The organism is Nonomuraea sp. NPDC050022 (assembly GCF_044460705.1).
GTDB lineage: Bacteria > Actinomycetota > Actinomycetes > Streptosporangiales > Streptosporangiaceae > Nonomuraea.
Map to the genome: position 1 here is coordinate 193,035 of NZ_JBITKE010000018.1, position 25,817 is coordinate 218,851.

Here is a 25,817-nt window from a genome sequence, read left to right on the forward strand (position 1 = left end):
CCTCCTTCGGGGGCGGAGGAGCAATCGTCAATACTTGTGGATCAAGATCTTTTAAGCGGCGATGGGCGACTCCTCCTCGGAGGGCGCTTCGTCCGGCCGCTCGACGAGCTTGCCCTTGACGAAGGCCGCTCCGGCGCGGACCAGGGCGACGAGGTGGGGTGCGTTGACTGCGTGCCAGCGCTTCTGCGCCGACTCGATGAGCTTGAAGGCCATCGCGAGCCCAGCAGCTCGTGAGCCCGGCCCCTTGGTGACCTTGGTGCGATGTCGGACGGTCGCGAAGGTCGACTCGATCGGGTTGGTCGTACGGAGATGAACCCAATGCTCTGAGGGATAGTCGTAGAAGGCCAGCAGCTCGTCGAGGTCGTCGACTACCTTGGCCACCGCCTTGGGGTACTTGGTGCCGTAGGCGGCCCGGAAGTCCTTCACCGCGGCGAGAGCGTGGTCCTTGTCCTCGGCGTTCCAGATCTCCGCCAGCGCCTTCTTGGCCGCCGGGTGGGCCGATTTCGGAAGCGCCCCGAGCACATTCGCGATCTTGTGGAACCAGCACCTCTGGACTCTGGTCTGCGGAAACACCTCACCCAGCGCCGACCAGAAGCCGAGCGCACCGTCCCCGACCGCGAGTACCGGCGCGCGCATGCCGCGCCGCTTGCAGTCACGCAGCAGGTCGGCCCACGACTCGGCCGACTCGCGGTAGCCGTCGGTCAGGGCGACGAGTTCCTTGCGGCCGTCGGCGCGCACGCCGATCATCACCAGCAGGCAGAGCTTGTGCTCCTCCAGTCGGATGTTGACGTGAATGCCGTCCACCCACAGATAGACGTAGTCCACCCCGGACAGGTCCCGGTCGCCGAAGGCCCGCTGCTCGGCCTTCCAGGTCTCGGTCAGCCGGGTGATCACCGACGCGGACAGGCCCGCCGTCGAGCCGAGGAACTGGCCCAGAGCGGGCACGAAGTCCCCCGAGGACAGGCCGTGCAGGTACAGCAGCGGCAGCACCTCCGTGACCTGCGGGGTCTTGCGCGCCCAGGCGGGCAGGATCGCGGAGGAGAATCGCCGGCGCTCGCCGGTCTCCTCGTCGGTGCGCTTGTCGTTGACCCGTGGAGCCTTGACCTCGATCGCGCCCGCGCCAGTGAGCAGGTGGCGCGGGGCGTGGTAGCCGTTGCGTACGACCAGGCGGCGGCCGTTCTCATCGCGCTCGTCGGCGAAGGCAGCGATGTAGGTGTCCACCTCGGCCTGTAGCGCGGCGGCCAGCATCTTGCGGGCACCTTCGCGGACGATCTGGTCGATCAACGAGGAGGAGGACGTCGGCGAGTGGTCGTCAGCGGGCAGTTCGGGCACTACGGTGAGCGACACGGGGTGTGCCTTCCCGACCGACGCGGCAACGTCGGCCTATCTCGAAACCTTGATCAGATGATTCGGGAAGGTACACCCCTTCCCCTCAGATCCACAGGTTTCGATCATTGCTCTCGCGGAGCTGTTCGAGCCGTTCGGTGAGGAAGCTCCAGGTCCTCCAGAACTCTTCGAGGTAGGCCCGTCCCTGGTCATTGAGGGAGTACACCTTGCGCGGCGGACCCTTCTCGGACGGGACCTTCTCCACGTCGACGAGGCCGCGCTGCTCGATCCTGACCAGCAGCGCGTAGATGGTGCCCTCGGCGATGTCGGAGAAGCCCTGCTTCCGCAGCCACGCCGTGATCTCGTAGCCGTACGCGGACCGGCTGGACAGGATCGCCAGGACGATGCCCTCCAGCGTCCCCTTGAGCATCTCCGTCGCCTGCTTGCCCATGGAACACCTCTTCAACTACCCAGCAATGCTGACTACTAGTACATAGAAACGCTGAATAGCGATGACGCAAGCTCGTCAGATGAAGAGCGTTTCCGGAGCGGCGAGCGCCAGACCGGCGGCGCCGAGCGCATGCTGGGCGTCACTCCACGGACGGACGATCACCTGGACGCGGTGGGCCGCGGTGACCTGACTGGTCCGCATCACCACGGAGAACCCGGGCTCCAGGCCCGGCCAGAGAACGTGGTTCTCGCCGATGATCGCGATGGTGGGCGTGCCGAGCAGGTTGACGACGCCGGCGACGGCCCGCCCGAGCATGGCGCCGACCTTGGCGAGCACCCGGGCCAGCGACCGCTCACCGGCGACCCACCGCGAGCGGAGCTCCTCGATGGTGGTGGACGCCTCGGCCAGGCCCTCGCGACGGGCGGCGCGCAGGATCCCGTCGTCGCTGGTGAAGGTCTCCAGGCAGCCCCGCGCGCCGCAGGCGCAGCGCGGGCCGGTGGCGGCGACCGGCGTGTGGCCGAACTCGCCGGACAGCCCGCCCGGACCGCGGTGCACCCGCCGCCGCAGAACCGCGCCGACCCCCACCCCGTCGCCAATACCGAGCACCAGGAAGTCGTCGTGCTCAAGTCCCGCCCGATACAGGAGCTCGGCGGTGGTGCTGGCCGTCAGGTCGTTGTCGACGAGCACCGGGATCGGCAGCTCGGCGCGCAGCCGTTCGCCGAGGGGAAGGTTGCTCCACCCAAAGCGGGGACAGAACCGGATATAGCCCGCATCAACGGAAGCCGGTACGGCCACGCCCACGGCCTTGAGCCTGGGGCCCAGGACAGGGTCGGCCAATCGCCGGTCGATGACAGTGAGTAGCTGGGTGAGCGGGTCTGCGTGACAGTCGAAGGACGATACATCGGATGTGAGCAGTCGTCCATCCAGACCCGCGACCACCGTGACGAGGTGGTCGGTCGCGACGCGCACGCCGATGGTCGCGGCGGCCTCAGGCACGACCTGAAGGGGAATGCGCGGCCGGCCCACCACCCCGGCCTGTGGACTGAGAGTCCGCAGATAACCGCAGGCCAGAAGGCGTCTCGTGTGTTCGTGAACGGTCGCGTCGCCGAGCTTGAGCCGGGCCGCGATCTGACGGCGGTCCAGGGCGCCCGCAGTGCCGAGAAGCGCCAGGATCTCGACGCGGGTCAGATCGCCACGACCGGCTGTTCGGCGAGCAGTCATCGGATATTTCCTATCACGAGCTCATTGACATTACGGATTGCTACGCCCTAGTTTCGGATCAATTAACTCGGCCCCGAGCTTATTGAGTGGAGCTGCGATGGGCAGGCAGATGTATAGCGGTCGGAGATCGCTGGCGGTCGCAACAGCGGTGGTCATCGCGGGGGGACTAACGGCCGGTTGTGGAGGCGGCGGCCAGGAATCGGCGGGAGGCAACAAGGCGAGCAACGGTGCGGTCACGCTCACCTGGGGGATGTGGGCGTCCGGAACCGAGGACCGAAACGCCTGGCAGAAAGTGGCCGACCAGGTCACCCAGAAGTACCCGAACATCAAGATCACGCTCGAGACCTCGCCCTTCAAGGACTACTTCACCAAGCTCGGCACCCGCCTCGCCGGTGGCAGCGCTCCGTGCGTCGTCTCGATGCAGAGCCTGCGCACGGGCGGCTACGTCAGCGGCATGCGTCCCTTGGACGACCTGATCAAGAAGAACGGCCTGGACACCGCCGACTTCGACACTTCGATCATGGCCGGGCTGGCCTCGGGCGGCAAGCAGTACGCGCTGCCCTACGATGTCGGCTCGCTGATCATCACCTACAACAAGGACATGTTCAAGGCGGCCGGTGTGCCGGAGCCGAAGGTCGGCTGGAGCGTGGCCGACTTCGAGGCGGCGGCCAAGAAGCTGACCACCGGCGGCAAGTACGGCTTCGTGGGCTACCCCTCGGCCCTGGGGATGTTCTCGATGATCCTCGCCAAGACCGGCAACGCGGAGCCGATGGACGAGTCCGGCAAGCTCACCCTCACCACTGAGCAGATGAAGACCGGCTTCCAGTGGTACGCGGACCTGACCGCCAAGCAGGGAGTCTCGCCCAAGATACCCGGCGTGGACAACAACTTCACCGAGACCCAGTTCCTCAACGGCAACGCGGCGATGTCGGTGAACGGCCCCTGGTCCGTTCTGGAGCTCAAGGCGAAGGCCAAGTTCGGTGTCGGCCTGGCCACCATCCCCGCCGGTCCAGACGGGACCAAGAGTTACACGGCCGGGTCCGGCTTCGGCATCTCCCAGTCCTGCCCGTACCCCGACGAGGCGTTCAAGGCGGTCAGCACGATGACCAGCGCCGAGGTGCTCGGGCAGCTCGGCGCGGTCGGGCGCGCCTACCCGGCGCGCAAGTCCGTACAGAACAAGTGGTACGAGAACGCTTTCGAGGGCTCCAAGCCGGTCCTCGACGCCGCCAACGCCTCCGCGAAGCCGTTCCGGACGACCAAGAACTGGGACCCGGTGGAGAAGCTGCTGGCCCAGTACGGCATCCAGGCCTTCAACGGCCAGTCCACGGCGGCGGACGCACTCGACCAGGTGCAGCAGCAGTCACCGGCCTAAGGAGCGAAGTGTCCGACGACGCCATAGCCCGCCCCGCGGCGGTCGCGGGCAGACGGCGCCCCCGTCTGCGCCGCGACGGAAGGGCCGCGGCCTTCTTCGCGGCGCCCAGCATGATCGGGTTGACGGTGTTCACCCTCTTCCCGATCGTGCTGTCTCTGGTGATGGCCTTCTTCCAGTGGCCCGCGGTGGGCGAGCGAACCTTCACCGGACTGGAGAACTTCACCACGCTGTTCACCGACCCCGTCTTCCGGCGGGCGCTGTTGAACACATTGCTGTTCGTGGTGCTCTATTTGCCGCTCAACCTCATCGTGTCGGTGGGGCTGGCGGTGTGGATGGGCCCGCGCATCAAGGGCCGCAAGGCGCTGCGGGTGGTGTTCTTCCTGCCCGTGGTCACGCCGATGGTGGCCAACGCGATCGTCTGGCGGATGATCTACCAGCCGAACGGGCTGATCGACGGCTCGCTGTACGCCGCCACCGGCACGCACGCGCCGAACTTCCTCGGTGAGCCGGGCTGGGCCATGTTCGCCGTCGTCGCGATGAGCGTGTGGCAGGGGTTCGGCTACAACATGCTGGTCTTCGCGGCCGCGCTGGACGCCATCCCGCGACACCTGCTGGAGGCGGCGCAGATCGACGGGGCGGGACCGTGGCGGCAGTTCTTCCGCATCATGCTGCCGATGATCTCCCCGGCGCTGTTCTTCGCCTCGACCATGACGCTCATCACCTCCTTCCAGGTCTTCACCCAGCCGTTCCTGATGACCGGCGGAGGGCCGGGCATGGACACCGAGACCCTCATGATGTTCGTCTTCGACAAGGGGTTCTCGATCTACCAGTACGGACTCGCGTCCGCCGGAGCCTGGATCCTGTTCGTGCTGATCCTGGGCGTGACCGCGGTGCAGTTCGTCGGCCAGCGCAGATGGGTGACCTACGATGTCTGATCACGCCGTACGCCGCGTCAGGCTGGTCATCTCACACGTCGCGCTCTACCTGGTGGCCGCCGCGTTCCTGACGCCGCTGGTCTACATGCTGGCCACCTCGCTCAAGCCCGCCGACGAGGTGTTCCAGTCGCCACCGAGCCTGTTCGGCTCGCTGATCCGGTGGGAGAACTACAAGGAGACATTCGAGTTCCTGCCGTTCGGGAAGTTCGTCCTCAACGGGCTCGCCGTCGCCATCTGCGGCACGGTCGTGGTGCTCGTGGCGTCGGCCATGTCGGCGTACGCCTTCTCACGGCTGCGCTGGCGCGGTCGCGACGGCTTCTTCCTGGTCTTCCTGGCCACGCTGATGATCCCCCAGGAAGTGCTGGTCGTGCCGATGTTCATGCTGATGAAATGGTTCGGCTGGGTGGACTCCTTCCAGGCGCTGATCTTCCCCTGGGCCTTCACCGCCTTCGGGACGTTCATGCTGCGCCAGTTCTTCCTGACCGTTCCCGAAGAGATCTCCGAGGGCGCCCGCATCGACGGCGCGGGATCGGTGCGCATCTTCACCAGCATCATGCTGCCGCTGATCAGACCCGCGCTCGCGGTGCTGGCGGTCTTCACGTTCATCAATTACTGGAACAGCTTCATGTGGCCGCTGATCATCATCAACACCGTGGATGAGAAGGCCACCGTCCCGCTGGGCCTGTCGCTCTTCGTCGGCCAGCAGGGCACCCAGTGGAACCTGATCATGGCGGCCTCGGTGATCTCCATGGCGCCGACCGCGGCGATCCTGATCCTCCTGCAGAAACATCTCATACGCGGGATCGCCACGAGCGGTCTCGGCGGCCGATGAAACCCCTTTTTGAAAGGAACGTAGTGGACCACGCCTGGTTCTCCGAATCCCGCTTCGGCATGTTCGTGCACTGGGGGCTGTACTCCCTGGCCGCCCGCCACGAGTGGGTGAAGAACCGCGAGCAGATGACCGACGAGCACTACCAGCGCTACTTCGACCACTTCGACCCCGACCTGTACGACCCCGCGGAGTGGGCACGGCTGGCCAAGCAAGCCGGCATGCGCTACGTCGTTCTCACCACCAAGCACCACGACGGCTTCTGCCTGTGGGACTCCGCGCAGACCGACTACAAGGTGACGCGCACCCCCTGGGGCAAGGACCTGATCGCGCCGTATGTGGAGGCCCTACGCGCCGAAGGGCTGAAGGTCGGCTTCTACCACTCGCTGATCGACTGGCACCACCCCGAGTTCCCCGTCGACTCCCTGCACCCGCAGCGCGAGGACGAGGAGTTCAAGGCCGCCGCCAAGGGCCGCGACATCTCCAAGTACGCCGACTACCTGCACGCCCAGGTACGCGAGCTGCTCACCGACTACGGCCAGATCGACTACCTGTTCTTCGACTTCTCCTACGCCGGCCGAACGGGCTACTGGGGCGGCAAGGGCGCCGACGACTGGCGCTCACCCGAGTTGATGGACATGGTGCGCGAGCTCCAGCCGGGGATCATCGTCAACGACCGGCTCGGCATCCCCGGCGACTTCGTCACCCCCGAGCAGTACCAGCCCGCCGCCCCGATGACCATCGACGGCCAGGAGGTGCCGTGGGAGGCCTGCCAGACCCTCAACGGCAGCTGGGGATACGACCGGGACAACCTCGACTACAAGACCCCTGACCTGCTCGTACGCATGCTGATCGACAGCGTCGCCAAGGGCGGCAACCTGCTGCTCAACGTCGGCCCGGACGGACGCGGCCAGATCGACCCGCGCGCCCGCCAGAGCCTCGCCGACATCGGCGACTGGATGCGGCTGAACTCCCGCTCCATCTACGGCGCCGGCCCCAGCGGCTTCACCGCGCCTCCCGACTGCCGCTACACCCAGCGCGGTAACCGGCTCTATCTGCACGTGTTCGGCTGGCCGTTCCGCCACCTGCACCTGCCAGGGCTGGGCGGGCGCGTGAAGTACGCCCAGTTCCTGCACGACGCCTCGGAGATCCGTACGCGCGTGATCGACCCCAGCCAGACGGCCCAGAACACGGCGATCGGCGCCCTGACCCCCGACACCCTGACCCTCGACCTGCCGGTCCAGCGTCCCGACGTCGTCGTACCGGTCATCGAGCTGTTCCTCAACGACTAACCGCGGCAGAGTGAGGTCGGCCAGGAGCGCGTCCGCGTTCCTGGCCGGACCCCGTTTCGCGAGTGCCGCTACAGGGTCAGGGTCCATCCGTTGATGAAGCCCTTGTCACCCTTGGCTAAATCCTCCGCCCGGAGTTTCCAGGTGCCGTTGGCCGCTGAGGCACTGGCGTTCACCCAGTAACTCTCATCGATGTTGTCGGTGCCGTCCTTGGCATCGGCGGCGCGCAACGGGTACACCTTGCCGTCCGGCGCGACCAGGTCGAGCTTCAGGTCACCGCGCCAGGTGTGGTCGATCTCGACGTGGACCCGGGAGCGGGTGGGAGCGTTGCCGTTGATCCAGGCCAGGACGATGCTGGATTCGGCGACGCCGGGATCGGGGATGGCGGTGTCGTCCCAGTTGCCGAAGCAGGGCAGCCGGATCGACCAGCCGTCGATGAAGCCGGTGTCGAGGTATTCGACGTCCTGCACGCGCAGTTTCCAGGTGCCGCTGGCCGGCGACGCGCTGGCGTTGACCTGGTAGGTCTCGTGCAGGATGTCGGCGCTGTCGTTGGGGTCGTTGGCCTGCAGCGGGTAGACCTTGCCGTCCGGGGCGAGCAGGTCGATCTTCAGCTCGCCACGCCAGGTGTGGTGGATGTCGACGTACACCTCAGTGGTGGCGGGCGCGGTGCCGAGCAGGCCGGTGACCGAGATGGAGGACGTCACGGTGCCGTGGTCGGGGATCGCGGTGTCCTTCATGTTCTCGTAGTACGGAACGGGCCAGGCTCCGGCGTCAGGAGTCTTTCCGAGCACGGCGGCGTCGACCTGGATGCGGGGGGTGGTCACGCCGTTGTAGGCGATGGCCTTGCCGGTGGTCTTCAAGGCCGTTTCGAGCTGGGCCAGCGGGGCGTCGGGCATCGCCTGGCGCAGCACGGCCAGGGCGCCGGTGACGTGCGGGGCGGCCATCGAGGTGCCGTTCAAGGAGGCCCACTTGTTGCCGGGCACCGAGGAGATGATCGACACACCGGGGGCGAAGAGGTCCAGCAGCGCGCCGCGGTTGCTGAAGGCGGCCACGCCGTCCTGGTCGGTGGTGGCGCCGACGGTGATCGCCGAGGACACGCAGGCCGGGGCGGCCACGGCGGTGCCGAAGCCGTCGTTGCCGGCCGCGACCACGGTGGCCACACCGGCGGTGCGCAGGCTGTCGATGATCGCCTTGCGCGGGTCGCCGTCGCAGGCGGCGGTGTACTGGCCACCGCCCAGGCTGAGGTTGGCGGCCACCAGCGGCACTCCCTCGTCCTTCAGTTCCAGCACTTTCTCCAGGCCGGCGAGCTGAGCGCTGGTGAAGCTGAGCACGCACGGGGCGGCGCCCGCCCCACAGAGGTCTTCGGAGGTGAACTTGCTGAACACCTGGATGGCGACGAGCTCGGCGCCGGGCGCGACTCCGGCCGGCGGGGCGCCGGTCACACCCTGGCCGTTGCCGACCGCGATGCCGGCCACGTGGGTGCCGTGGTCGCAGTCCAGCGCGGCGTCGGCGCAGGGGCCCTGGTCGGCGTCGGCGGCGCCAGGCCCTTCCTGCTCGGCGGTGCCGTCGGGACACAGGCTGGTGGAGGAGTAGTCGGCGTCGATGGGGGAGAAGCAGGCCTCTTCCAGCACCCGGTCTTTGAGGAAGGGGTGGTTGACCGCGACGCCGGTGTCCAGCACGGCCACCACGGCTCCGGCGCCCGTCTTGCCCGCGGCCCTGGTCTTGTCGGCGCCGATCAGCGGGACGCTCTCGGCCAGCACCGGCCGCACCGGCTTGTCCTCGGTCACGCTCACCACACTGGGCAGCTTGGCCAGCCGGTCCAGCCCGGCCTGGTCGACGTGCAGGGTGACCACGGGGAAGCGGGACAGTTGCTGAACGACCTGGCCGCTGGAGGCCGCGTCCGGCAGGTCGGCGCGGGTCTTGCTGACGACGTTCACTCGTATCTTGCCCGCGGCCGCCACCCGCGCGCTGAGCTGGGGTTCGACATAGGGAGCCGCCGAAGTGCCCTGCTGAGCGGTCGAAGTGGTCTGCTGTGTGGCCGAAGCGGACGCTGCGGGAGTCGTGGGCGGGGCCTCTGCCGCGTTGGCCGGCCCGGTCGCGAGCGCCGTGGCCGCCAGCGCCGCGATGACACAGGATAAGACTCGCAATTTCATGACGTACCGCGCCTTACATGAAGGAGGTGCAGGGAGACGACGCCGGCATAAGGGGTGGCCGGATGGCGGCCGAGGCCGCCATCCGGCGGAGGGAAAGTCCCCCGAAAAGGTCAGAGCTCAGGTGTCACGTCGAGCTCGGGCGGTTATCAGGGATTGCCGTACCTCTTGACGAACTTGTAGTACACCCAGGCCCATGCCCGGCAGTCGGGCCGCACCAGGATGAAGTAGCCACCGCACACCTTGTCGCGCATGGTGACGTAGAACCGGTTGTCCACGTCAGCCTTTGAATGGGCGTTGGAGAGGTAGTAGCGGTAATGCTTCCTCTTGTTGGCTATCAGGCCGTACCCGTAGTCGTGGGAGTCACAGGCCGGCCGGAAGTCGAAGTTGTGTGGCTTGTCCGGAGAGCTCGTGCAGTGGTCGTAGTAGATGCCCCTGACCTTGAAGCCGCTGGCGGTGCGCTTCCAGTCGGGCTTGCGCCACTTGCCGCCGTGCCATGCCCAGGCCGAGCAGCCCGACTTCGTGTACCACATCCAGGTCGCGGCCGTGCTGCACTTCGCCGGGTAGGACTGCGGGGGATCCACGCCGTCCGGCAGGAAGTCGCCGGCCGGCGGCTCGGTGGCGTTGGGGTCGTCGAGCCCGGCCGCGCCCGTGGTGGTCCCGCCGTTGGCCGGCATGTCGGTGCCGGTGGCGGTCACCTGGGGAGCCGCGACGCCCGCCGGGAAGGAGAGCTGCCAGCCGCCGTTGGTGACGGAGTCGATCGACGACAGGCGTCCCACCGGGTCGTAGGAGTAGGTGCCCTGAACGGCGCCGACGCTGGGGTCGGTGACGGTGCGCAGCAGACCGTTCGGGTCGTAGGAGTAGCTCGCCTCGGTCTGCGGTGTCTCGGTCCCGTAGGTGACCGAGACCTCCTTGAGCCGGCCCGCGAAGTCGCCGTTGGAGGTGCTGGTGGCCGTGGTGGCCGTGGCGTAGGTGAACTTGGTGACGGACGCGGGGTCTGACACGCCGGCCGGCTCCTTGACGGTGCTGACGCGACCCTGGGTGTCGTAGGTGATCGTGGACTTGCCGAAGGCGGTGTTGCCCACGTCGGTCACCCGCCAGGGGTCGGCGCTCGGCGCACCGGCCGGCCGGGCCCAGGTGTAGGTGGGCTGGAGGTCGGTGGCGCTGACGGGGGTGCCGTCGGCGTTGGTGAAGCCGTCGTCGCCCGCCTCCTGGGCGCCCACGTCCGACACGAGCGTCTCGATCGTCGTGGTGCGCATCGCACCGACGACCGCGTCCCACTTGGTGGTTTCGGTGATCTTGGATCCGTTGGCGGCCTGGTAGATCTGGATGCCGCCGCCGTCAGGGGTGGAGACGCTGCTCTTGAGGGGGTAGCTGGTCGACGTCCCGTCGTCGAGTTCCGTGACGACAAGGGTGCCGTTCTGGTTCTCGAGCTTCCGGTTGATCTGACCGCCGGCGAACTCGGCCTGCCAGCTCGGCCCGAAGACGCCCAGTTCGGGGCGGGTCGCCGGGGCCGACTGCGGCCGAGCCAGGTCGCCACCGGCCAGCGCCACACCGTGCCTGCGGCTGATCGCGCCCGCGGACACGTCCAGCTCGGTGAGCTTGAAGGTCTGGTTGTCGGCGGAGTACTGGCCGGGGCCGATCTCCTGAACGTCGGCCGGCGGCGGGTCGGCGAGCAGGGCGGCGGAGGCCGTCGAGGTCTGCGTGGCGGCGGAGACCTCGGGGGCGAGGAAGGGGATAAGCATCGCCGTGACGGCGACGGGGAGCGCTAATCGGCGCAAGTGGTGCCTCCAGGAAAACTGAGAAAGAGATTTGATCACCTGGAGGATAAGCATGGATAAATCGCTTTGACAAGAGATTGACAATTTCACGGGCCGGTGTTAAATCGCCAGTGGAGCCATGCCTCTGCTGCGATTTATTTATGTGTTCATGCAGGCGAAGGGGCTGTGTAGCGAAATTATGGCGAATTTATGGCGATCGTGTGGGGCCTTCGGACAATAATGACCATGCGGCAGGGCATGGAGGCGCATTAAGCCATTCAGTAAAGTGCGCGCCGCTTTGCAGGCGAGTCGGTGGACGCTTTTCTCGGCAATGGCGGGGTCACGAGCGGGCGGCCTGGGCGAACGCCCGCAGTTCGCCGGGGATATCGCGTCCGGCCGGGACGTACACGACCTCGGTGACCCCGGCGGCACCTGCTTCGTCGAACCGGGCGGCGATCGAGGCGGCATCACCGGTCCAGCCCGGCTCCAGGATCGCCGGCCCGGCAGCGGTCACGACGCCGCGATCACGTTCGGTCAGCCGGGAGATATGGCCTTGGTGGGCGACGAGATGCCGTTCGCGCTCAGGGCGTTCGGCTTCGAGCGAGGTCCGCCATGCCTTTCCGCCTGGCATGGCATCGACCGCGATGCCCGCTTTCTGCCACACGGCGTGCACAATGCTGGCATAACCGGGACCGGCGGCCTCGATGACGTGCGGGGTGGTGTGGTCCTCGCCCGGGCGCAGGACGGTGCCGAACCTCAGTACCGCGCACCGTTCCCATCCGTGATCGCCGTCCACCGGGACGCTGGTCATCACGACGCCGGGCGCGGCGAGCTCCCGGGCCGCGGCGAAACCCTTCGGCCCGGAGGCGGCCACCCACAGGGGCACGTCGATCGGACGTGCGGGTGCGAAGCCGGGCAGGTGCGTCATCTGGCAGGGCCGGCCGTCGACCTCGACGACCTCGCCGTCGAGAAGTGCCCGCACCTGGCGGATATAGCGGACGGTGTCGGCCCAGGAGACGGGCTGGTGCCCAAGAGCGTGCCGCGCGGTGTAGCCGGTCCCGACGGCGGCGACGAGCCGGCCGGGCGCCAGCTCGTGGACCGAGCCGATGGCCGAGGCGGTCACCATCGGATGGCGCAGGCCCGGGACGGCGACCCCGGTGGCGAGTCCGATCCGGTCGGTCCCGGACGCGATGCGCGCCAGCGCCACCCAAACGTCGCCGTGCAGCGCCGGTGAGTCGAACAGCCAGACGCGCCGGTAACCGAGCTGTTCGGCGAGCCTGGCCGTGTCGACGACGCCGGCGGCCGGCGCGAGCGCGCAGGAGTAGCGGGGACGGGTCCTCATGAGGCGCGGAACGGGGAACGGCACGACGCGCCCGCGCGAGCCCACGCGTTGTTCTCCTATCTGCTGGGCACCCTCATGCAGCAGGCCGTACGACCATTGCCCTTCGCCACACTGAGACCCCAGATCGCCACCATCTGCGGCCTCGACTAGATTGGGCCCCCACCCCTACGTGAGGACTTCGCGCGCATGACGCCGCCTGCTCTTTAGACCTGACACTTTCCTGCGCATCGGTCGCCGACGGACGCCGTCGGCTCTGTTTTCCGTGCTCTTCGTCAGGTCTTCAGAGAGATCATGTCTTCACATCCTCATATCGTGCTGCCCTGGGCCGTACGACGCACCCGCCTGCCGCTGCTCGCCCTCCGGTGCGTGGCCTGCCCTTCCGGCCGCGCCACCATCGGCAACGGCAAGTTCCGCGTCAACGCCAACGGCAAACTTCTCGACGTCTGGCTCCTGGTCAACTGCGTTTCCTGTGACCGGACCAGCAAGCTCACCGTCCACGATCGCGTCCCGGTCCGTTCACTGCCCGCCGACCTTCTGGCCGATTACTCGGACAACTCGCCGTCCCTCGCCGCCGATACCCTTCTCGACCCGTTGATCGCCCGACGCAACCGGTTCGCCCTCGATTGGGACGGGTGCTGGGAACTCCACGCACCTCCCGTTCCCGAGGATCCGTGGCCCGTTCAGATCACGGTCACCTTCGACGATCCCGTGCCGGTCCGTCCCGGACGGCTCATCGCCCATGGACTGGGCATCAGCCGTAATGAGATCGCTCGCCGGGTCAAGATCGATATCCCGCTGAACCGCAGGACGAAACTGGATTTCTCCTTCGTCCTGGTGTGGTCGGTCCAGTAGGTCAAAGCGTCGGTGCGACGCTCTCCGCCAAGGCAGAACACGGCTGTGCCGTGTTCTGCCTTGGCCAGATCGACGTTCTTGGCGAGCGGTATTTCACCAGTTCAAGCCCGCCGGGTTGGATCACATTCGGTGGCTTGGTTCGTTGGTGAACACGGCGACGTCCTTGCCGAAGCACTGGGCTGAACCAGCGGGTGAGGGCCACTTTCAGGCTGTCGGGATCCGCGCCCGCCCAAGCGACGTAGCCGTCGGGACGGATGAGCAGCGCGGGTGCTGGGGCGTCGTCGGCGGTCGCGGTCACGCGGCGCACTCGGTCGTACCAGGGCTCCGCGGTGGTGGCGAGGTCGTTTGCGCCGGTGAGGTCGAGAAGCAGGGGACGGGCGTCGCGCAGGAGCTCGGCGAGGCGCCGCGCGCGTCCGTCGTCAGTGGTCAGGTCAAGGGGTGGTACGAACCAGCCGGTGGGCGCGGCGGGGTGTTCTTCGCCCATGTCGTAACGGACATCGGCGCCCGCCGTCGTGGCCGCGACCATGCGCAGGTTCTCGGTGCGGTCGAGGAGTTCCGCGAAGAGCCGGCGTAGTGCGGTGACGTCGCCTCCGGGCGCCAGCAGGGCGGACGCGGCCTGGGTATGCATGAGCACGCGCTCGCCGGTCGCGTGGCGTTCGGTTTCGTAGCTGTCCAGGAGGCCTTCCGAAGCCCAGCCCTGTACTGCCGCGGCGAGTTTCCAGGCCAGGTTGGCCGCGTCTTGCAGCGCCGCGTTCAGGGTCGGCCCGTGGCTGACGTGTGCGGCGTCGCCAGCGATGAAGACGCGGCCGTCGCGGTAGCGGTCGGCTTGCCGGGAGTTTCGATGGCACACGCGGCGAAGCAAGGTGGGCGCGCCCTCGGGCGGCGGAGTCAGGGGCAGGCGGACTCCGATGACCCGTTCGATGCTGTCCTCCATCTCGGCCAGGGTCATCGGCGCACCCGGCCCCGGGAAGTCGCCTGCCGGGTGCCGTTCCCATTCGGCCGTGTTGACCAGCGGCCGCTCCGGGTCGTGCGGCAGGAGGTTGAGAACGCCCCGGTCGGTACGGTGGAACATCGCCGGGATCTCGCCGAGGCCGTCGATCACGACACGTCCACCCGGCACGAAACGGAAGTGGTCGCTCGGCCCGATGAGGGCTGTCCGGTCGACAACGTGGTCGGTGGTGCCGAGGAAGCCGATTCCTGACAGCTTCCGGATCAGGCTGCCGCCGCCGTCGCAGCCGACGAGGTATCGGGCCGTGAAGGTCGTCTCGGTGCCGTCCGAACCGCGTGCCACGACGTCGACCCGGTCATCGGTCTGGCTGAAGGACAGCACGTCCCACCCTCGCCGGACCTCCGCGCCGAGTTCGGCCGCACGCTCGTTGAGCACCCGTTCAAGATCACGCTGGTTGATCGGCAGGAGGTACATCGGGTTCTCCTTACCGAGCGTGTGCAGCGGCAGCGGCATCCCGGCGAAGAAGAACCCAGGCGCGGGCTCCGGCACTCCTCGGCCCCCGCAGCGCTCGAAGAGGCCACGGTTGTCCATCAGCCTTACGACCTGACCGACGAGGCCGTGTGCCTTGTCTGACAGGTCTGGTTCCGGCCGTCGTTCCAGCACCAAAGGCTGGACTCCCGCGAGGCGGAGCTCGCAGGCCAGAAACAGGCCGGCGGGTCCACCGCCGACGATGATGACGTCGAACGTCACTGATATCCGCCTTAAGGTACGCGACTGTATCTAACCGGGGACACCGTAAGTGACCGCGATAAGATACGCAAGTGAATCTCAAGCGCGGGCGGAGCGCGGAGGAGCGCGAGGCGATCGGGGCGGTCGGGGCACAGGCGGCGGGACGTCGTGCTGGCGGCGGCGCGGCCCGTGGCGCCGGCGGATCCCGTCGGCGCGGCGCCGAACTCGAGGACGCGATCCTCGACGCCGCGTGGGACGTGCTGGTCGAGCACGGATATCACGGCTTCACCTACGAGACCGTCGCCGCCCGCGCCGGCACGAGTCGTCCCGTCCTCTACCGGCGCTGGCCACAGCGCGAGGACCTGCTGCTGGCCACCCTCACCAAGTTCTGGCAGCTGATCGCGGTGCCCGACACCGGCAACCTCCGCGACGACGCGATCGGCTTCCTGCGCAACGCCGACGCCGACCGAGCAGGCATGATCACGTTGATGAGCGTGCAGCTGGCCGGCTACTTCCGCGACACCGGCACCAGCCTCAGTGAGCTGCGCGACACCCTTCTCCCGCCGGGCCAGGTGACCGCCTTCGAGATGATCGTCGCCCGTGCGGTCGAGCGCGGCGAACTGCCCGACGTGCCACGTTCGTCCCGCGTGGTGAATCTGCCGCTGGACCTGTTGCGCCACGACATGTTCATGACGATGCGCGCGGTGCCGGAGGAGTCGATCGTCGAGATCGTGGACGAGATATGGCTGCCGCTGCTGGGGACGCCTGGGGCCGTGTCCGCACCATCGGCCAGTGCTGTAGCCCGGCGGCGGCCACAGGAATGACGCCCACGCGCGGCAGGAGCGCGGTGATCAAGGGGTTGAGGGTGGGCCTTCTCCGGGGTTGCTACCCAGTTGGAGGGCCTCAGCGGGTGGCTGGCCTGCGACCCGTCACACCAGCAACATCTTCAGAAGGCTCCTGGACGGTCGGCCGGATGTTCTGGTTGAGGTGGAAGACGTTGGCCGGGTCGTAGCTGTTCTTCAGCGCGGTCAGCCGGGCCAGCTTGGCCGGTGGGAAGGCGCGGCTGACGCTCTCGCCGTTAAGGGTGTTGACGTAGGCGCCGCCGGCGTACGGGTCGAGGGTGGCGGCGTACGCACGGATCGTGGCGATCCGCTCCGCGTCGTCGGCGGGGTCCTCCCAGCGGGTGGCGGTGACGAACTCGAACTGCGTGTCGCGGTGGCTGAAGGCGGCGTCGTCATCCGCGACCTCGGCGATCGCGCCGCCGTACGCCTGCAGGCTGGCGCCGATGCCGGGGTTGCGGAGCAGGGCGCGGATCGCCTCGTCGGGCAGAGACTTGAAGTAGTGGCCTTTCCAGTAGCGGCGGAACCGATGTCCTTGCACGCTGTCTTCGCGGCTCTGCAGGGTCAGGTAGGACAGCTCCTCGACGCTCTCGGCAACTATCGTGCCGAGCTCGCGGAAGGCCGCGATCAGCTCGGCGCCCTCGTCCGGGTCACCGACCCAGACGAAGCCGATGGTCAGCTCCTGGCCGCTGAGGCTCGCGGTGAAGGTGGCCTGGCGGGGTGCGGTGGCGTTCAGGTCGCGCCAACCTCGCAGTACGGCGAAGGCATCTTCCCAGGCATAGGTGAACTCGGCGACGAGGGTGCGGGTGCCGACCTGGTGCAAGCGGAACTCGAACGAAGTGACGATGCCGAAGTTGCCGCCGCCACCGCGTAGCCCCCAGAACAGCTCGGGGTTCTCGGTCGCACTCGCTGTCACGATGTCGCCGGCGGCGGTCACGAGTTCGTACGAGGCCACGTTGTCGCAGGCCAGCCCGAACTGCCGGGCGAGCCAGCCCATCCCGCCGCCGAGGGTGAGGCCGCCGACGCCGGTGTGCGACACGTTGCCGGCCGTGGTGGCCAGGCCGTACTCCTGCGCGGCGCGATCCAGTTCGCCGAGCAGGGCGCCGCCTTGGATCCAGGCGAGCCGCCGCTCGGGGTCGACGCGGACCTCGTTCATCGGCGTCAGATCGATCATCATCCCGCCCTCGGGTACGGCGAGTCCGGCGATGTTGTGGCCGCCGCAGCGGACCCCGATCTCCAGGTCCCTGGCCTGGGCGAAGCGGACCGCCGCCGCGACGTCCGCGGTGCCGTGACAGCGGGCGATCACGGCCGGGTGCCGGTCGATCATCGCGTTCCAGACCGTTCGCGCCTCCTCGTACCCGGCCTCTCCCGGGTGCAGCAGTTCGAGGGTGAGAGCGGTGGTGGTCATCGTCGTACTCCTGTCGCAAGTGGTGGTGCTCACCACCCTGACAGCGAAGCGGTACTTCGATAAGGTCCAGTTCTGTGAGCCGATCCAGGACCAATTTGGGCACCGGTGAGCTGCTCGTCGAGCTCCGGCGCGACTTGTCCGTGCCGCTGCACCAGCAGTTGGAAAGCGGCATCCGGGACCGGATCCGGCAGGGGCTGCTCCGGGCCGGCGCGGTGATGCCGGCGACGCGCGCCCTCGCGACGGATCTCGGGCTGTCCAGGGGAGTGGTCGTCGAGGCCTACCAGCAGTTGGTGGCCGAGGGGTATCTGGTCAGCCGGACCGGCGGTTACACGCAGGTCGCGCCGGCGGCGGCCGGGATCCAGGTGGAGCAGAAGAGCGCCGCGGCAACCGGTGAGCCGCCCCGGATCGATTTCAAGTACAGCAAGCCGGACGTCTCCCAGTTCCCTCGCGCCGCTTGGTTGCGGTCGATCCGCAAGGTGCTCAACGAGACGCCGAACAGGAGCCTGGCCTACCTGGACGGGCGCGGCACCGCCGAACTCCGTGAGGCTCTGGCCGACTACCTGAACCGGGTTCGCGGTACGTCGGCGCGGCCGGAGAACATGCTGATCTGCAACGGCTTCGCCCAAGGTTCGCGGCTGCTCCTGCAGGTGCTGGCGGCCGCCGGGTATCGCCGGCTGGCGGTCGAGGACCCGTCCGACAATGAGGTTCGCGACGTCGCGACGAAGGCGGGGCTGGAGACGGTCGGCGTACCGGTGCTGGAGACCGGGCTGGAGGTGGAGGCGCTCGAGCGGTCGGGAGCCGACGTCGTCCTGGTGACCGCTGCGCACCAGTTCCCGACCGGTGCGGTGGCTTCGGCGCGGACGCGGGCCGGGTTGGTCGCGTGGGCCACGAAGCACGATGTCTTGGTCATCGAGGACGACTACGACGCGGAGTACCGCTACGACCGCGAGCCGATCGGCGCCATCCAGGGCCTGGCGCCGGAGTCCGTGGTCTACGCCGGTACGGCGAGCAAGACGCTGGCGCCCGGGCTCAGGCTCGGCTGGCTGATCCTGCCGAGCCGTCTGGTCGAGCCGATGTCGACGGCCAAGGTGCTCGACGATCGCGGCTCGCCGGTGTTCGACCAGCTGACCTTCGCGGACTTCGTCGCGCGAGGTGAGTTCGATCGGCACCTGCGCCGGATGCGGCCGCGGTACCGGCGGTTGCGGGACACGCTCGTCGGCCGGCTGACCGAGCGGGTGCCGGACCTCGTGCCGATCGGAGTCTCCGCGGGCCTCCATGTGATGACGTGGCTGCCGCCCGATCTGACCGAGGCCGCTGTGACGAACGCGGCGCTGGAACGCGGCCTCGGGGTCTACGGTTTGGCGCCCTACTGGGTGGAGAAGGCCGGACCGGAAGGTCTGGTCTTCGGGTACGGCAACCTGACCGAACCGGCCATCGTCGAGGGCATCGACCTGCTCGCCGATGCCCTCGGCTCCCTCCGCCGTCAGTAGCCGGCTACGCGAAATCGGTCGACGTGCTGAGGTGAGCCCACTCGGCGGCTAGCTCCCCGCCATCCGCGCGGCAGGCGGCGGGGCCGTGGTCGACAACGCCTCCACGTACGACTTTGGCGAGCGTCTTCAGCGCAGCAGGAGATCGATGGCTACCTCCAGTCGTTCGAGGTAGATCTCCCGTGATGCGATCTGATGCTTGAGGCCGATCGACGCGCTGATCATCGTCTGCGCGACAGGGGAAGCCGCCTCTCGTCCCGACTTCATGGCGATCGCGTCTGTGATCAGTTCCTCGAAACGTCGCCGCGGGGTCTCGATGATCTCTCCGAGGAGGTCGGGATTGTCCTCGATGACCACCGCGACATCGCTCGTCAGCGGGCCGATGTAACGACCCGCCCACTGATCGAACGCTTCGACGAGACGCTCCAGAAGGGGTCGGCCGGTGTCGGCCAGGACGTGTTCGACCGCTGTGATGTCGCGGTCCAAGGCCTGGGCGACCGCGGCACGGAACAGAGTCTCCTTCGCGGAAAACAGGAAATAGAGCCCGGGCCGGGAGATGCGCGCCGCCCGCGCCACCTCCTCCATCGAGGTCTTCCGGTAACCGAATCGCGCGAACGTGACCATGGCGGAGTCCAGAACCATGGACCGACGGTCGGTGTCGGCGACTGTCGACGGCGGCGGGTGACCAACCTCGGGACTGCTCATGAAGCGAGCATACGAGCGAGACGCTAACTATACAAACATTGTCTAGTCTGTATAGTCGCGACCATGACCACCGCCAAACTCATCTCCACACCCTTTACCTCGTCCAGCACCGCCGCAGAGGTGCTACGGGGCGTCGATCTCACCGGCGTCCGCGCGATCGTGACCGGAGCTTCCTCTGGAATCGGGACCGAGACGGCTCGTGTGCTGACCTCTGCCGGAGCGGAAGTGACGCTCGCTGTCCGAGACACGACCGCGGGTGACGCTGTCGCCGAGACGATCGCGAAGTCGACCGGAGGGATCCGGCCCCGAGTCGTCCGGCTCGATCTCACCGACAGGACCACCGTCACTCGATTCGTCGACGCGTGGAACGGCCCGCTTCACCTGCTGATCAACAACGCGGGCGTGGTCACCGGTGGCCTCGAACGGACGCCTGAGGGCTGGGAACTGCAATTCGCGACGAACCATCTCGGCCACTTCGCCCTGGCCTGCGGCCTTCACGACGCCCTGGCCCTGGGAGCGACCGACCGCGACGGAGCACGTATCGTCTCGGTCAGTTCGACAGCGCACATGCGTTCCGGCATCGACTTCGACGACCTCCACTTCGAGCGTCGCGGCTACGATCCGCAGATCGCCTACGCCCAATCGAAGACGGCGAACTCTCTGTTCGCCGTCGAGGCGACCCGCCTCTGGTCATCCGACGGCATCATCGCCAACACGGTGAACCCCGGCGGTGTCGCAACGGGACTGCAGCGGAACTTCACCGCGCAACAGAAGGCGTCGCTCGACGCGGCCGAGGCCGCCGGGGTCTTCACCTACAAAACGGTCGAGCAGGGAGCCGCCACCAGCATCGTCGCGGCCGTCGCCCCGGAGTTCGCTCACTCCGGAGGCCACTACCTCGACGACGCGCAGGAGGCCTACACCGTGCCGGACGACGCCGACCTCGCACAGCACCCCCACGGTGTCAAGGAATGGGCGCTCGATCCCACCGCCGCCAAGCGCCTCTGGACGGTCTCGTCCGACCTGCTCCGCGTCTGACCTCTCGACCCGGAGATGACACAACCCGAGATCTCGTACCGTCGCTGGTGACAGGTCCGTTTACCGCACCCGATCGCGCGTGGAAGGCGCGATCGACCCGGGCGCGCGTCTGAGCACGGCCAGTGCCGCGATCGGGAGCAGCAGCAGTGTCAGCCCACCGGACAACGCCAGCCCTCCGGTGCTCCCGGCCAGCTCGATCAGCGGTCCGCCGACGATCAGGCCGAGCGGGGCGGCCACCGTGGAGCCGGTCGTCCAGAGCGTGACGACCTGCTGTTGTTCGTCGGGCTCGAGCCCCGATTGCAGGAAGCTGTACGCGACAGGCGTGAACGGCGCCCACACCAGGCCGCCCAGACCGAAAACGATCAGCGCGAGAGTGAGATCGCCGACGAACGCCAGAGCGATCGGGCATATCGCCCACAGGCCGATGATGGCGATCAGCACATGACGCTGCGGAAGGTTGCGCAACTGATTGACGAGAGCGGCGCCGACGAATGCGCCAATGCCCAGCGCACCCCACATGAGACCCAGAGCGGACGCGTCGGCGTCCAGCGTCCCGCGTACGTACAGGGGAAGCGCCACCTCGATCGGCATATAGCAGAAATTGAAGAAGAACTCGACCACCAGCAGCCGCGCGGCGACCGGTCGGCGACGCAGGATCCGCCAGCCCGATTCGCGGGCTCCTGGGCGACCAGGCGCGTCACGATCTTTGGTGGCTCGGGGAACGGATACCAGGACGGCGGCCAGCAGGATCAGCGCACCGCACGCGTCGAAGAAGAGCGCGACGCCCGCCCCGGTGGACGCCACGATCACTCCGCCCAGCACCGGGCCGACGATGTAGAGCGCGAACGTGGAATTCAGCCCGAGTAAGCCGTTGACCGCGAACCGCCCGCTCTCTCCCGCGATGGACGTCGCCAGCAGACGTCGGCTGCTTGAGCCGGCCATCCGGAACGTCGCGCCGAAGAGGAGACCAACGATCAGCACGGGCAGCGAAAGTTGTTCGGTGACGGCCAAGACGCCGAGGATGGCGAAGGTCAGCGACCGTAGGACACAGTCGGCGATCAGGAGGGTTCGCGGCGGCACCCTCACCCGCCCCAGTCCGATGGCCAGGGCGAGGATGGTGGACAGGACGAACGGCGCGGCCTCCACCAGCCCGATGGCGATCGCCTTGGGCACACTGCCGTGGATGGACAGCGTCTGGACAGGCATGGCCACGATGATCATGCCCGTACCGGCGTTGGCCAGGAGGTCGCCCAGCAGGAGCCCGGCCATCTGGCGGTCGCGCAGCACCGCGCGGTAGGACCGGTTGGCCTCGGGGGTCGCTCCGGTGGGCATGTGGGCTGGTCTCCTCCCCAGAGTCTGAGAGTCGTCTCGAACGTCCGGTCAGTGCCGGGTCGATGGTCTCACCGTTCCGGTCGGCTCAGCGAACTGCCGTCGCCGGTCGTGAGCCGGCCTGGCCCTGTCGAGGCTCAGCGCGAAGAGGTCGGGGTCGTCGTGCGGCAGGAAGCTCGGGTGAATGGTGATACCCATAGCGGTCAGGCTAGGCGCGGCTCGGTTCCTGACCGGTCCGTTCACCTGTTTCGCCGTCGCTTGCCTCTGGAGCTTGAGGGCCACTGGCCGAGATGTCAGTCCCACCAGAAGGACCAATCGTCGGAGCCGACCAGTGCTTTGGCATAGTCCTCGAAGTCTCCGCAGCCCTGCCAGATGGTGTCCGGGGCGAACGCCTCATGCTCGGCCGCCACCTGGCGGGCGTGCTCGAGCGTGGTCGGTGGTGCGGCCACGGACAGCTCAAGCGTGCTGTAACCGACGGTCACCACACGAGCCCCGAACCGCTCTTCCCACGAACGGACCACGGCCGAGATCTTCTCTGTTTCGTTGGTGTGGTTGAGCGGCCCGGTCCATCCGCACAGCGTCAGCGTGTCCGCGCCGCGCGTGGCTGGGACCAGGCCGAGCAACCAGGGGCGGGCCGCGCCGAGGGACTCCGCGAGCAGTGCGGCGGCCGTGTCAGGATCCCGGCCCGGCACGCCCGGCGGCGCCAGTCCGGGCCAAGGGCCGAGCGGGCCGTCGGTCCAGAACCCGACCAGTACGTTCTCGGCGGTCAGCGCGTCGATGGCACCGATCGGCGCGGCATTGAGTTCGCCGTCGTGCCACGGTCGTCCGGAGTCGTCTCGGAGCTCGTCCAGCAGCAGTGGGTAGAGGCCGGTCTTGTCGCGAAGTTCGAAGAGTCGCCGCCAGTGTCGTCCCGCGTCAGGAAGCCGTTGGTCCGAGACCCACATGACGGGGCTGTCGGAGCCGCGTTCGGGCGTCACCAGACGGCCCGGTGGCAGTCCGTCGGGTAGCGCGTTGAGTGGCGATTCGTGGTGCATACCGGAGAAAGTTAGCGGCATGCTCCGACGTTCTTGAGCGGTTCATGACAAAACGACGCACCCTCAGGAGGCGTGCAGCGAGCCTCAGGGACCGATCAGGGAGATACCTGATGGGCGATGATCGACACGTTGCGGCAGGCTTGCCGATCATGAGCGATCACGTGGTTCTCCTTGAGGGAGTTACCAGGACATATGGGAAAGGTGCTGCCGAGGTGGCCGCGCTGCGGCAGGTCAGCGCCGGGTTCCCCCGCGGCAGTTTCACCGCAGTGATGGGCCCGTCGGGGTCGGGGAAGAGCACACTGCTGCAGTGCGCGGCAGGGCTGGACCGGCCGGACTCGGGCGCGGTCCTGATCGCCGGGCAGGACATCACCCGCCTGGCGGAGAAGGAGCTGGCGGTGCTCCGCCGCGACCGGATCGGCGTCATTTTCCAGGCGTTCAACCTGGTGCCCTCACTGACTGCCTGGCAGAACGTGATCCTGCCCCGCCGCCTGGCCAGGCGGCGGCCCGACCCGTCACACGTGCGCGAGTTGCTGCACCGGGTCGGCCTGGCCGGGCGGGAGGGGCATCGCCCGGCGCAGTTGTCCGGTGGCCAGCAGCAGCGGGTGGCGATCGCCCGCGCCCTGCTCGGCAGGCCGGAGGTGCTGTTCGCCGACGAGCCGACGGGCGCGCTGGACCGCCGCACCGGGCACGAGGTGCTGGCACTGCTGCGGGAGGCGGTCGACGAATTCGGCCAGACGGTGGTGATGGTCACCCATGATCCGGAGGCGGCGGCTCGGGCGGACCGCGTGCTGTTCCTGACCGATGGGCTGATCGTCGACGTCCTGGAAAGGCCCTCGGCGGACCAGATCGGCATGCGGTTGAGTGGTCGCCGGTGACACTCGTCCTCGCCTGGAACAACGTCCGGGTCAATCGAATGGGCCTCGCCGCTTCGTTCACAGCGGTACTCCTGGCCGTGATGCTGGTGGGTGGCAGCGGCCTGGTGGTCGTCGGCGCGGGCGCAAGCGACGATCTGAACGGCGTCATGGGCTTGCTGGTGCTGTCGGCCGTGGTGTCGGGGTTCGTGTCGATCTTCGTGGTCGCGGGCATGCTGAGCCTGCACGTGCTGAGTCAGCGCAGGACCTGGGCGCTGCTGCGCTCGATCGGCATGACGCCGCGGCAGGTGGGCCGGCTGGTCACGGCGGAGGCACTGGTGGTGGCCGTGCTGGCGAGCACGGCGGGCTGCGCGCTGGCCGTGCCGTACGCCACGCTGATGGCGGCGTTCATGCGGATGACCGGATTGGCGCCCGAGGGCGTCCCGGTGGAGATCACGACGGGGCCGTTCATCCTGGCGATGGTCGTCGGGCTGGTGGTGACGCTGCTGGCGGCCCGGTCCGCGGTACGCAAGGCAGTGGGTGTGGGCCCGCTGGAGGTGCTGCGGGAGAACGCGGCGCAGCGGCGACTGCTGCCCTGGCCCAGGGCGGTGGCTGGAGGAGTGGCGCTGGCCGGGGGCACCGTACTGCTGTTTCTGGTGCCGCTGGTCAAGGCGAAGGCCGCGGTGCCCACCGGGCTGGGGGCGACCATGGTGCTCTGCGTGGGCGCGTCCGCGCTGGGCCCGGGGGCGCTGCGCGGGATGGGCTGGCTGCTCGGGGGCGTGGTGGCCTGGCTCGATCCAGGAGCCGGGATGCTGGTCAGGTCCTCGCTGGTCACCCAGCCTCGCCGGGCGATGTCGGCCGCGTCCCCGGTGATGCTGACCGTGGCGCTGGCGTGCACCTTCCTGTTCGCCGTGGCGACCTCCGACGCGGCGGCGGGTGTCACCCGTACCGGTGCGTCGGCGTGGGCGGCTCCGATGCTGGTGGGCTCGGCGGTGGTCTACACCGTGATCTCGGTGCTCAACGCGACGGCCATGACGATGGCCGAGCGGACCGAGGAGATCCGGCTGCTGCGCAGCGTGGGGATCAAGCGTCGGCAACTGGCCAGGGCGGTGTGCTGGGAGACGCTGATCGTGACGTGCGCCGGGACGCTGCTCGGAACGGGCATCGCCGCCGCCTCGCTCACCGCGCTCGGAAAGGCCGCGACCGGCGAGGCGTGGTTCGCCTACTCCCTGCCGCAGTACGCCGGGCTGGTGCTGGTCTGCGCCGTGAGCGGCCTGGCCGGAGGACTGGCATCCACGCGGAGAGCACGGCACGGGTCGCTGCTGACCCTTTGACGGCGAGATAAGGCCGAGTGAGTCTCACTCAGCGACACATCGCGTCGATGAGATCCGTGAACTGCGGGAACTCGGCTCGTGCGGCAGCGACGATCTGCGTGGGGGTGCGGCGACGGCCGGGTGCGTGTCGCTCGGCGATCACATGGAAGGCCTCATTCGGCTCGGTGGGGGAATCGGGGTCCGTGAAGGCCTCGGCGGGGCCCAGCCCGGCGGCGAACAGCCAGAGGAGGTCGCCGAGATCCCGGGCGATCACACCTGACTCACCCTCCGAACCGATATGGACAACGGGCTGCTCAGTGATCGCCGCATCGGGCCGTACCAGCCAGAAGCCGGTGTAATCACCCGACCCGGTCGTGCCGAAGAAGCGGAACTCGCCGCCGTCGACCTCTTGGTTGCCGGTCCACAGGCGAAACCACCACGCCGTCCGGTCGGGCTCCTCGAAGTGATCGTATGGCTCGAAGTCGCAGCCGCGGGTCTCGTCGGTCTCCTCGTCCCACTCCCACTCGAAGCCGACCTCAGCCACCTCGGCCAGGGCAGTGGGCAACGCGAGACCCTCAGGTGTATCCGTCACCCGGAAAGGTTAAACGATC

Annotated in this window: 23 protein-coding genes; 10 read left to right on the forward strand and 13 right to left on the reverse strand. The window is 68.1% G+C overall.

The genetic code is table 11. From position 1 onward, the window contains the following. Positions 1 to 51 precede the first annotated feature (51 nt). From ACIBO2_RS52645 to ACIBO2_RS52655, 3 genes are all read right to left on the reverse strand, one after another. The gene (locus ACIBO2_RS52645) at positions 52 to 1,332 is read right to left on the reverse strand and encodes an IS256 family transposase (RefSeq protein ID WP_397304850.1); all 1,281 of its coding nucleotides are present in this window, start codon (positions 1,330 to 1,332) and stop codon (positions 52 to 54) included. A 100-nt stretch (positions 1,333 to 1,432) separates the two neighbouring features. Beyond that, positions 1,433 to 1,777, reverse strand: a complete 345-nt coding sequence (locus ACIBO2_RS52650; protein WP_397304818.1) for a PadR family transcriptional regulator — start codon at positions 1,775 to 1,777, stop codon at positions 1,433 to 1,435. A gap of 75 nt (positions 1,778 to 1,852) precedes the next feature. Further along, positions 1,853 to 2,998 carry an ROK family protein gene (locus ACIBO2_RS52655; protein WP_358548292.1) on the reverse strand — a complete coding sequence of 382 codons (1,146 nt, stop codon included), beginning with the start codon at positions 2,996 to 2,998 and terminating at the stop codon, positions 1,853 to 1,855. Between the two features lie 250 nt (positions 2,999 to 3,248). On the opposite strand from ACIBO2_RS52655, the gene ACIBO2_RS52660 reads away from it, so the two are divergent. The 4 genes from ACIBO2_RS52660 to ACIBO2_RS52675 are packed head-to-tail and all read left to right on the forward strand — an operon-like array spanning position 3,249 to position 7,426. Next, the gene (locus ACIBO2_RS52660; RefSeq protein WP_397304820.1) at positions 3,249 to 4,370 is read left to right on the forward strand and encodes an ABC transporter substrate-binding protein; all 1,122 of its coding nucleotides are present in this window, start codon (positions 3,249 to 3,251) and stop codon (positions 4,368 to 4,370) included. 8 nt (positions 4,371 to 4,378) lie between these two features. Then, positions 4,379 to 5,305, forward strand: a complete 927-nt coding sequence (locus tag ACIBO2_RS52665) for a sugar ABC transporter permease (RefSeq protein ID WP_358548296.1) — start codon at positions 4,379 to 4,381, stop codon at positions 5,303 to 5,305. Then, positions 5,298 to 6,137, forward strand: a complete 840-nt coding sequence (locus ACIBO2_RS52670) for a carbohydrate ABC transporter permease (protein ID WP_358548299.1) — start codon at positions 5,298 to 5,300, stop codon at positions 6,135 to 6,137. The genes ACIBO2_RS52665 and ACIBO2_RS52670 overlap by 8 nt, the downstream gene beginning before the upstream one ends. Before the next feature lie 23 nt (positions 6,138 to 6,160). Continuing rightward, positions 6,161 to 7,426 (forward strand): alpha-L-fucosidase, encoded by a 1,266-nt coding sequence (locus ACIBO2_RS52675; protein ID WP_397304821.1) that lies wholly within the window; start codon positions 6,161 to 6,163, stop codon positions 7,424 to 7,426. 68 nt (positions 7,427 to 7,494) lie between these two features. Here the strand turns inward: ACIBO2_RS52675 and ACIBO2_RS52680 are convergent, their stop codons facing one another. From ACIBO2_RS52680 to ACIBO2_RS52690, 3 genes are all read right to left on the reverse strand, one after another. Next, on the reverse strand, positions 7,495 to 9,576 hold the full coding sequence (locus tag ACIBO2_RS52680; RefSeq protein ID WP_358548305.1) for a S8 family serine peptidase: 2,082 nt from the start codon (positions 9,574 to 9,576) through the stop codon (positions 7,495 to 7,497). A 146-nt stretch (positions 9,577 to 9,722) separates the two neighbouring features. Continuing rightward, on the reverse strand, positions 9,723 to 11,318 hold the full coding sequence (locus tag ACIBO2_RS52685; RefSeq protein ID WP_358548308.1) for a phospholipase A2: 1,596 nt from the start codon (positions 11,316 to 11,318) through the stop codon (positions 9,723 to 9,725). 355 nt (positions 11,319 to 11,673) lie between these two features. Further along, positions 11,674 to 12,720, reverse strand: coding sequence for an LLM class flavin-dependent oxidoreductase (locus ACIBO2_RS52690; protein ID WP_397304822.1), 1,047 nt, complete (start codon positions 12,718 to 12,720; stop codon positions 11,674 to 11,676). A gap of 267 nt (positions 12,721 to 12,987) precedes the next feature. On the opposite strand from ACIBO2_RS52690, the gene ACIBO2_RS52695 reads away from it, so the two are divergent. Continuing rightward, on the forward strand, positions 12,988 to 13,527 hold the full coding sequence (locus tag ACIBO2_RS52695) for a DUF1062 domain-containing protein (RefSeq protein ID WP_397304824.1): 540 nt from the start codon (positions 12,988 to 12,990) through the stop codon (positions 13,525 to 13,527). A 1-nt stretch (position 13,528) separates the two neighbouring features. Here ACIBO2_RS52695 and ACIBO2_RS52700 read toward each other — a convergent pair whose 3' ends face one another. Then, complete coding sequence (locus tag ACIBO2_RS52700; protein WP_397304825.1) at positions 13,529 to 15,226, reverse strand: FAD-dependent monooxygenase; 1,698 nt, start codon at positions 15,224 to 15,226, stop codon at positions 13,529 to 13,531. 71 nt (positions 15,227 to 15,297) lie between these two features. Between ACIBO2_RS52700 and ACIBO2_RS52705 the strand changes: the two genes are divergently transcribed. Continuing rightward, on the forward strand, positions 15,298 to 16,029 hold the full coding sequence (locus ACIBO2_RS52705; protein ID WP_397304826.1) for a TetR/AcrR family transcriptional regulator: 732 nt from the start codon (positions 15,298 to 15,300) through the stop codon (positions 16,027 to 16,029). Positions 16,030 to 16,108: 79 nt separating this feature from the next. Here the strand turns inward: ACIBO2_RS52705 and ACIBO2_RS52710 are convergent, their stop codons facing one another. Further along, positions 16,109 to 17,452 carry an FAD-binding oxidoreductase gene (locus ACIBO2_RS52710; protein WP_358548321.1) on the reverse strand — a complete coding sequence of 448 codons (1,344 nt, stop codon included), beginning with the start codon at positions 17,450 to 17,452 and terminating at the stop codon, positions 16,109 to 16,111. A 74-nt stretch (positions 17,453 to 17,526) separates the two neighbouring features. Between ACIBO2_RS52710 and ACIBO2_RS52715 the strand changes: the two genes are divergently transcribed. Beyond that, on the forward strand, positions 17,527 to 18,942 hold the full coding sequence (locus tag ACIBO2_RS52715) for a PLP-dependent aminotransferase family protein (protein ID WP_397304827.1): 1,416 nt from the start codon (positions 17,527 to 17,529) through the stop codon (positions 18,940 to 18,942). A 126-nt stretch (positions 18,943 to 19,068) separates the two neighbouring features. Here the strand turns inward: ACIBO2_RS52715 and ACIBO2_RS52720 are convergent, their stop codons facing one another. After that, a complete protein-coding gene (locus tag ACIBO2_RS52720; protein WP_358548325.1) occupies positions 19,069 to 19,644 on the reverse strand; it encodes a TetR/AcrR family transcriptional regulator in 576 nt (191 codons plus the stop codon). A gap of 63 nt (positions 19,645 to 19,707) precedes the next feature. On the opposite strand from ACIBO2_RS52720, the gene ACIBO2_RS52725 reads away from it, so the two are divergent. Continuing rightward, entirely contained in the window at positions 19,708 to 20,679 is a 972-nt protein-coding gene (locus ACIBO2_RS52725) for an SDR family NAD(P)-dependent oxidoreductase (RefSeq protein ID WP_358548327.1), read from the forward strand. A gap of 60 nt (positions 20,680 to 20,739) precedes the next feature. Here the strand turns inward: ACIBO2_RS52725 and ACIBO2_RS52730 are convergent, their stop codons facing one another. The 3 genes from ACIBO2_RS52730 to ACIBO2_RS52740 form a co-directional block, all read right to left on the reverse strand. Then, on the reverse strand, positions 20,740 to 22,011 hold the full coding sequence (locus ACIBO2_RS52730) for an MFS transporter (protein WP_397304828.1): 1,272 nt from the start codon (positions 22,009 to 22,011) through the stop codon (positions 20,740 to 20,742). 48 nt (positions 22,012 to 22,059) lie between these two features. After that, on the reverse strand, positions 22,060 to 22,206 hold the full coding sequence (locus ACIBO2_RS52735; protein WP_358548332.1) for a hypothetical protein: 147 nt from the start codon (positions 22,204 to 22,206) through the stop codon (positions 22,060 to 22,062). Between the two features lie 95 nt (positions 22,207 to 22,301). Beyond that, positions 22,302 to 23,042, reverse strand: coding sequence for a DUF4253 domain-containing protein (locus tag ACIBO2_RS52740; protein WP_397304829.1), 741 nt, complete (start codon positions 23,040 to 23,042; stop codon positions 22,302 to 22,304). A gap of 149 nt (positions 23,043 to 23,191) precedes the next feature. On the opposite strand from ACIBO2_RS52740, the gene ACIBO2_RS52745 reads away from it, so the two are divergent. Together ACIBO2_RS52745 and ACIBO2_RS52750 are read left to right on the forward strand one after the other, a co-directional pair. After that, positions 23,192 to 23,917 carry an ABC transporter ATP-binding protein gene (locus ACIBO2_RS52745; protein WP_358548337.1) on the forward strand — a complete coding sequence of 242 codons (726 nt, stop codon included), beginning with the start codon at positions 23,192 to 23,194 and terminating at the stop codon, positions 23,915 to 23,917. Then, on the forward strand, positions 23,914 to 25,227 hold the full coding sequence (locus ACIBO2_RS52750) for an FtsX-like permease family protein (protein WP_397304830.1): 1,314 nt from the start codon (positions 23,914 to 23,916) through the stop codon (positions 25,225 to 25,227). Before ACIBO2_RS52745 ends, ACIBO2_RS52750 begins: the two co-directional genes overlap by 4 nt. Before the next feature lie 28 nt (positions 25,228 to 25,255). Here the strand turns inward: ACIBO2_RS52750 and ACIBO2_RS52755 are convergent, their stop codons facing one another. Then, on the reverse strand, positions 25,256 to 25,798 hold the full coding sequence (locus ACIBO2_RS52755) for an SMI1/KNR4 family protein (RefSeq protein WP_358548343.1): 543 nt from the start codon (positions 25,796 to 25,798) through the stop codon (positions 25,256 to 25,258). Positions 25,799 to 25,817: the final 19 nt, after the last annotated feature.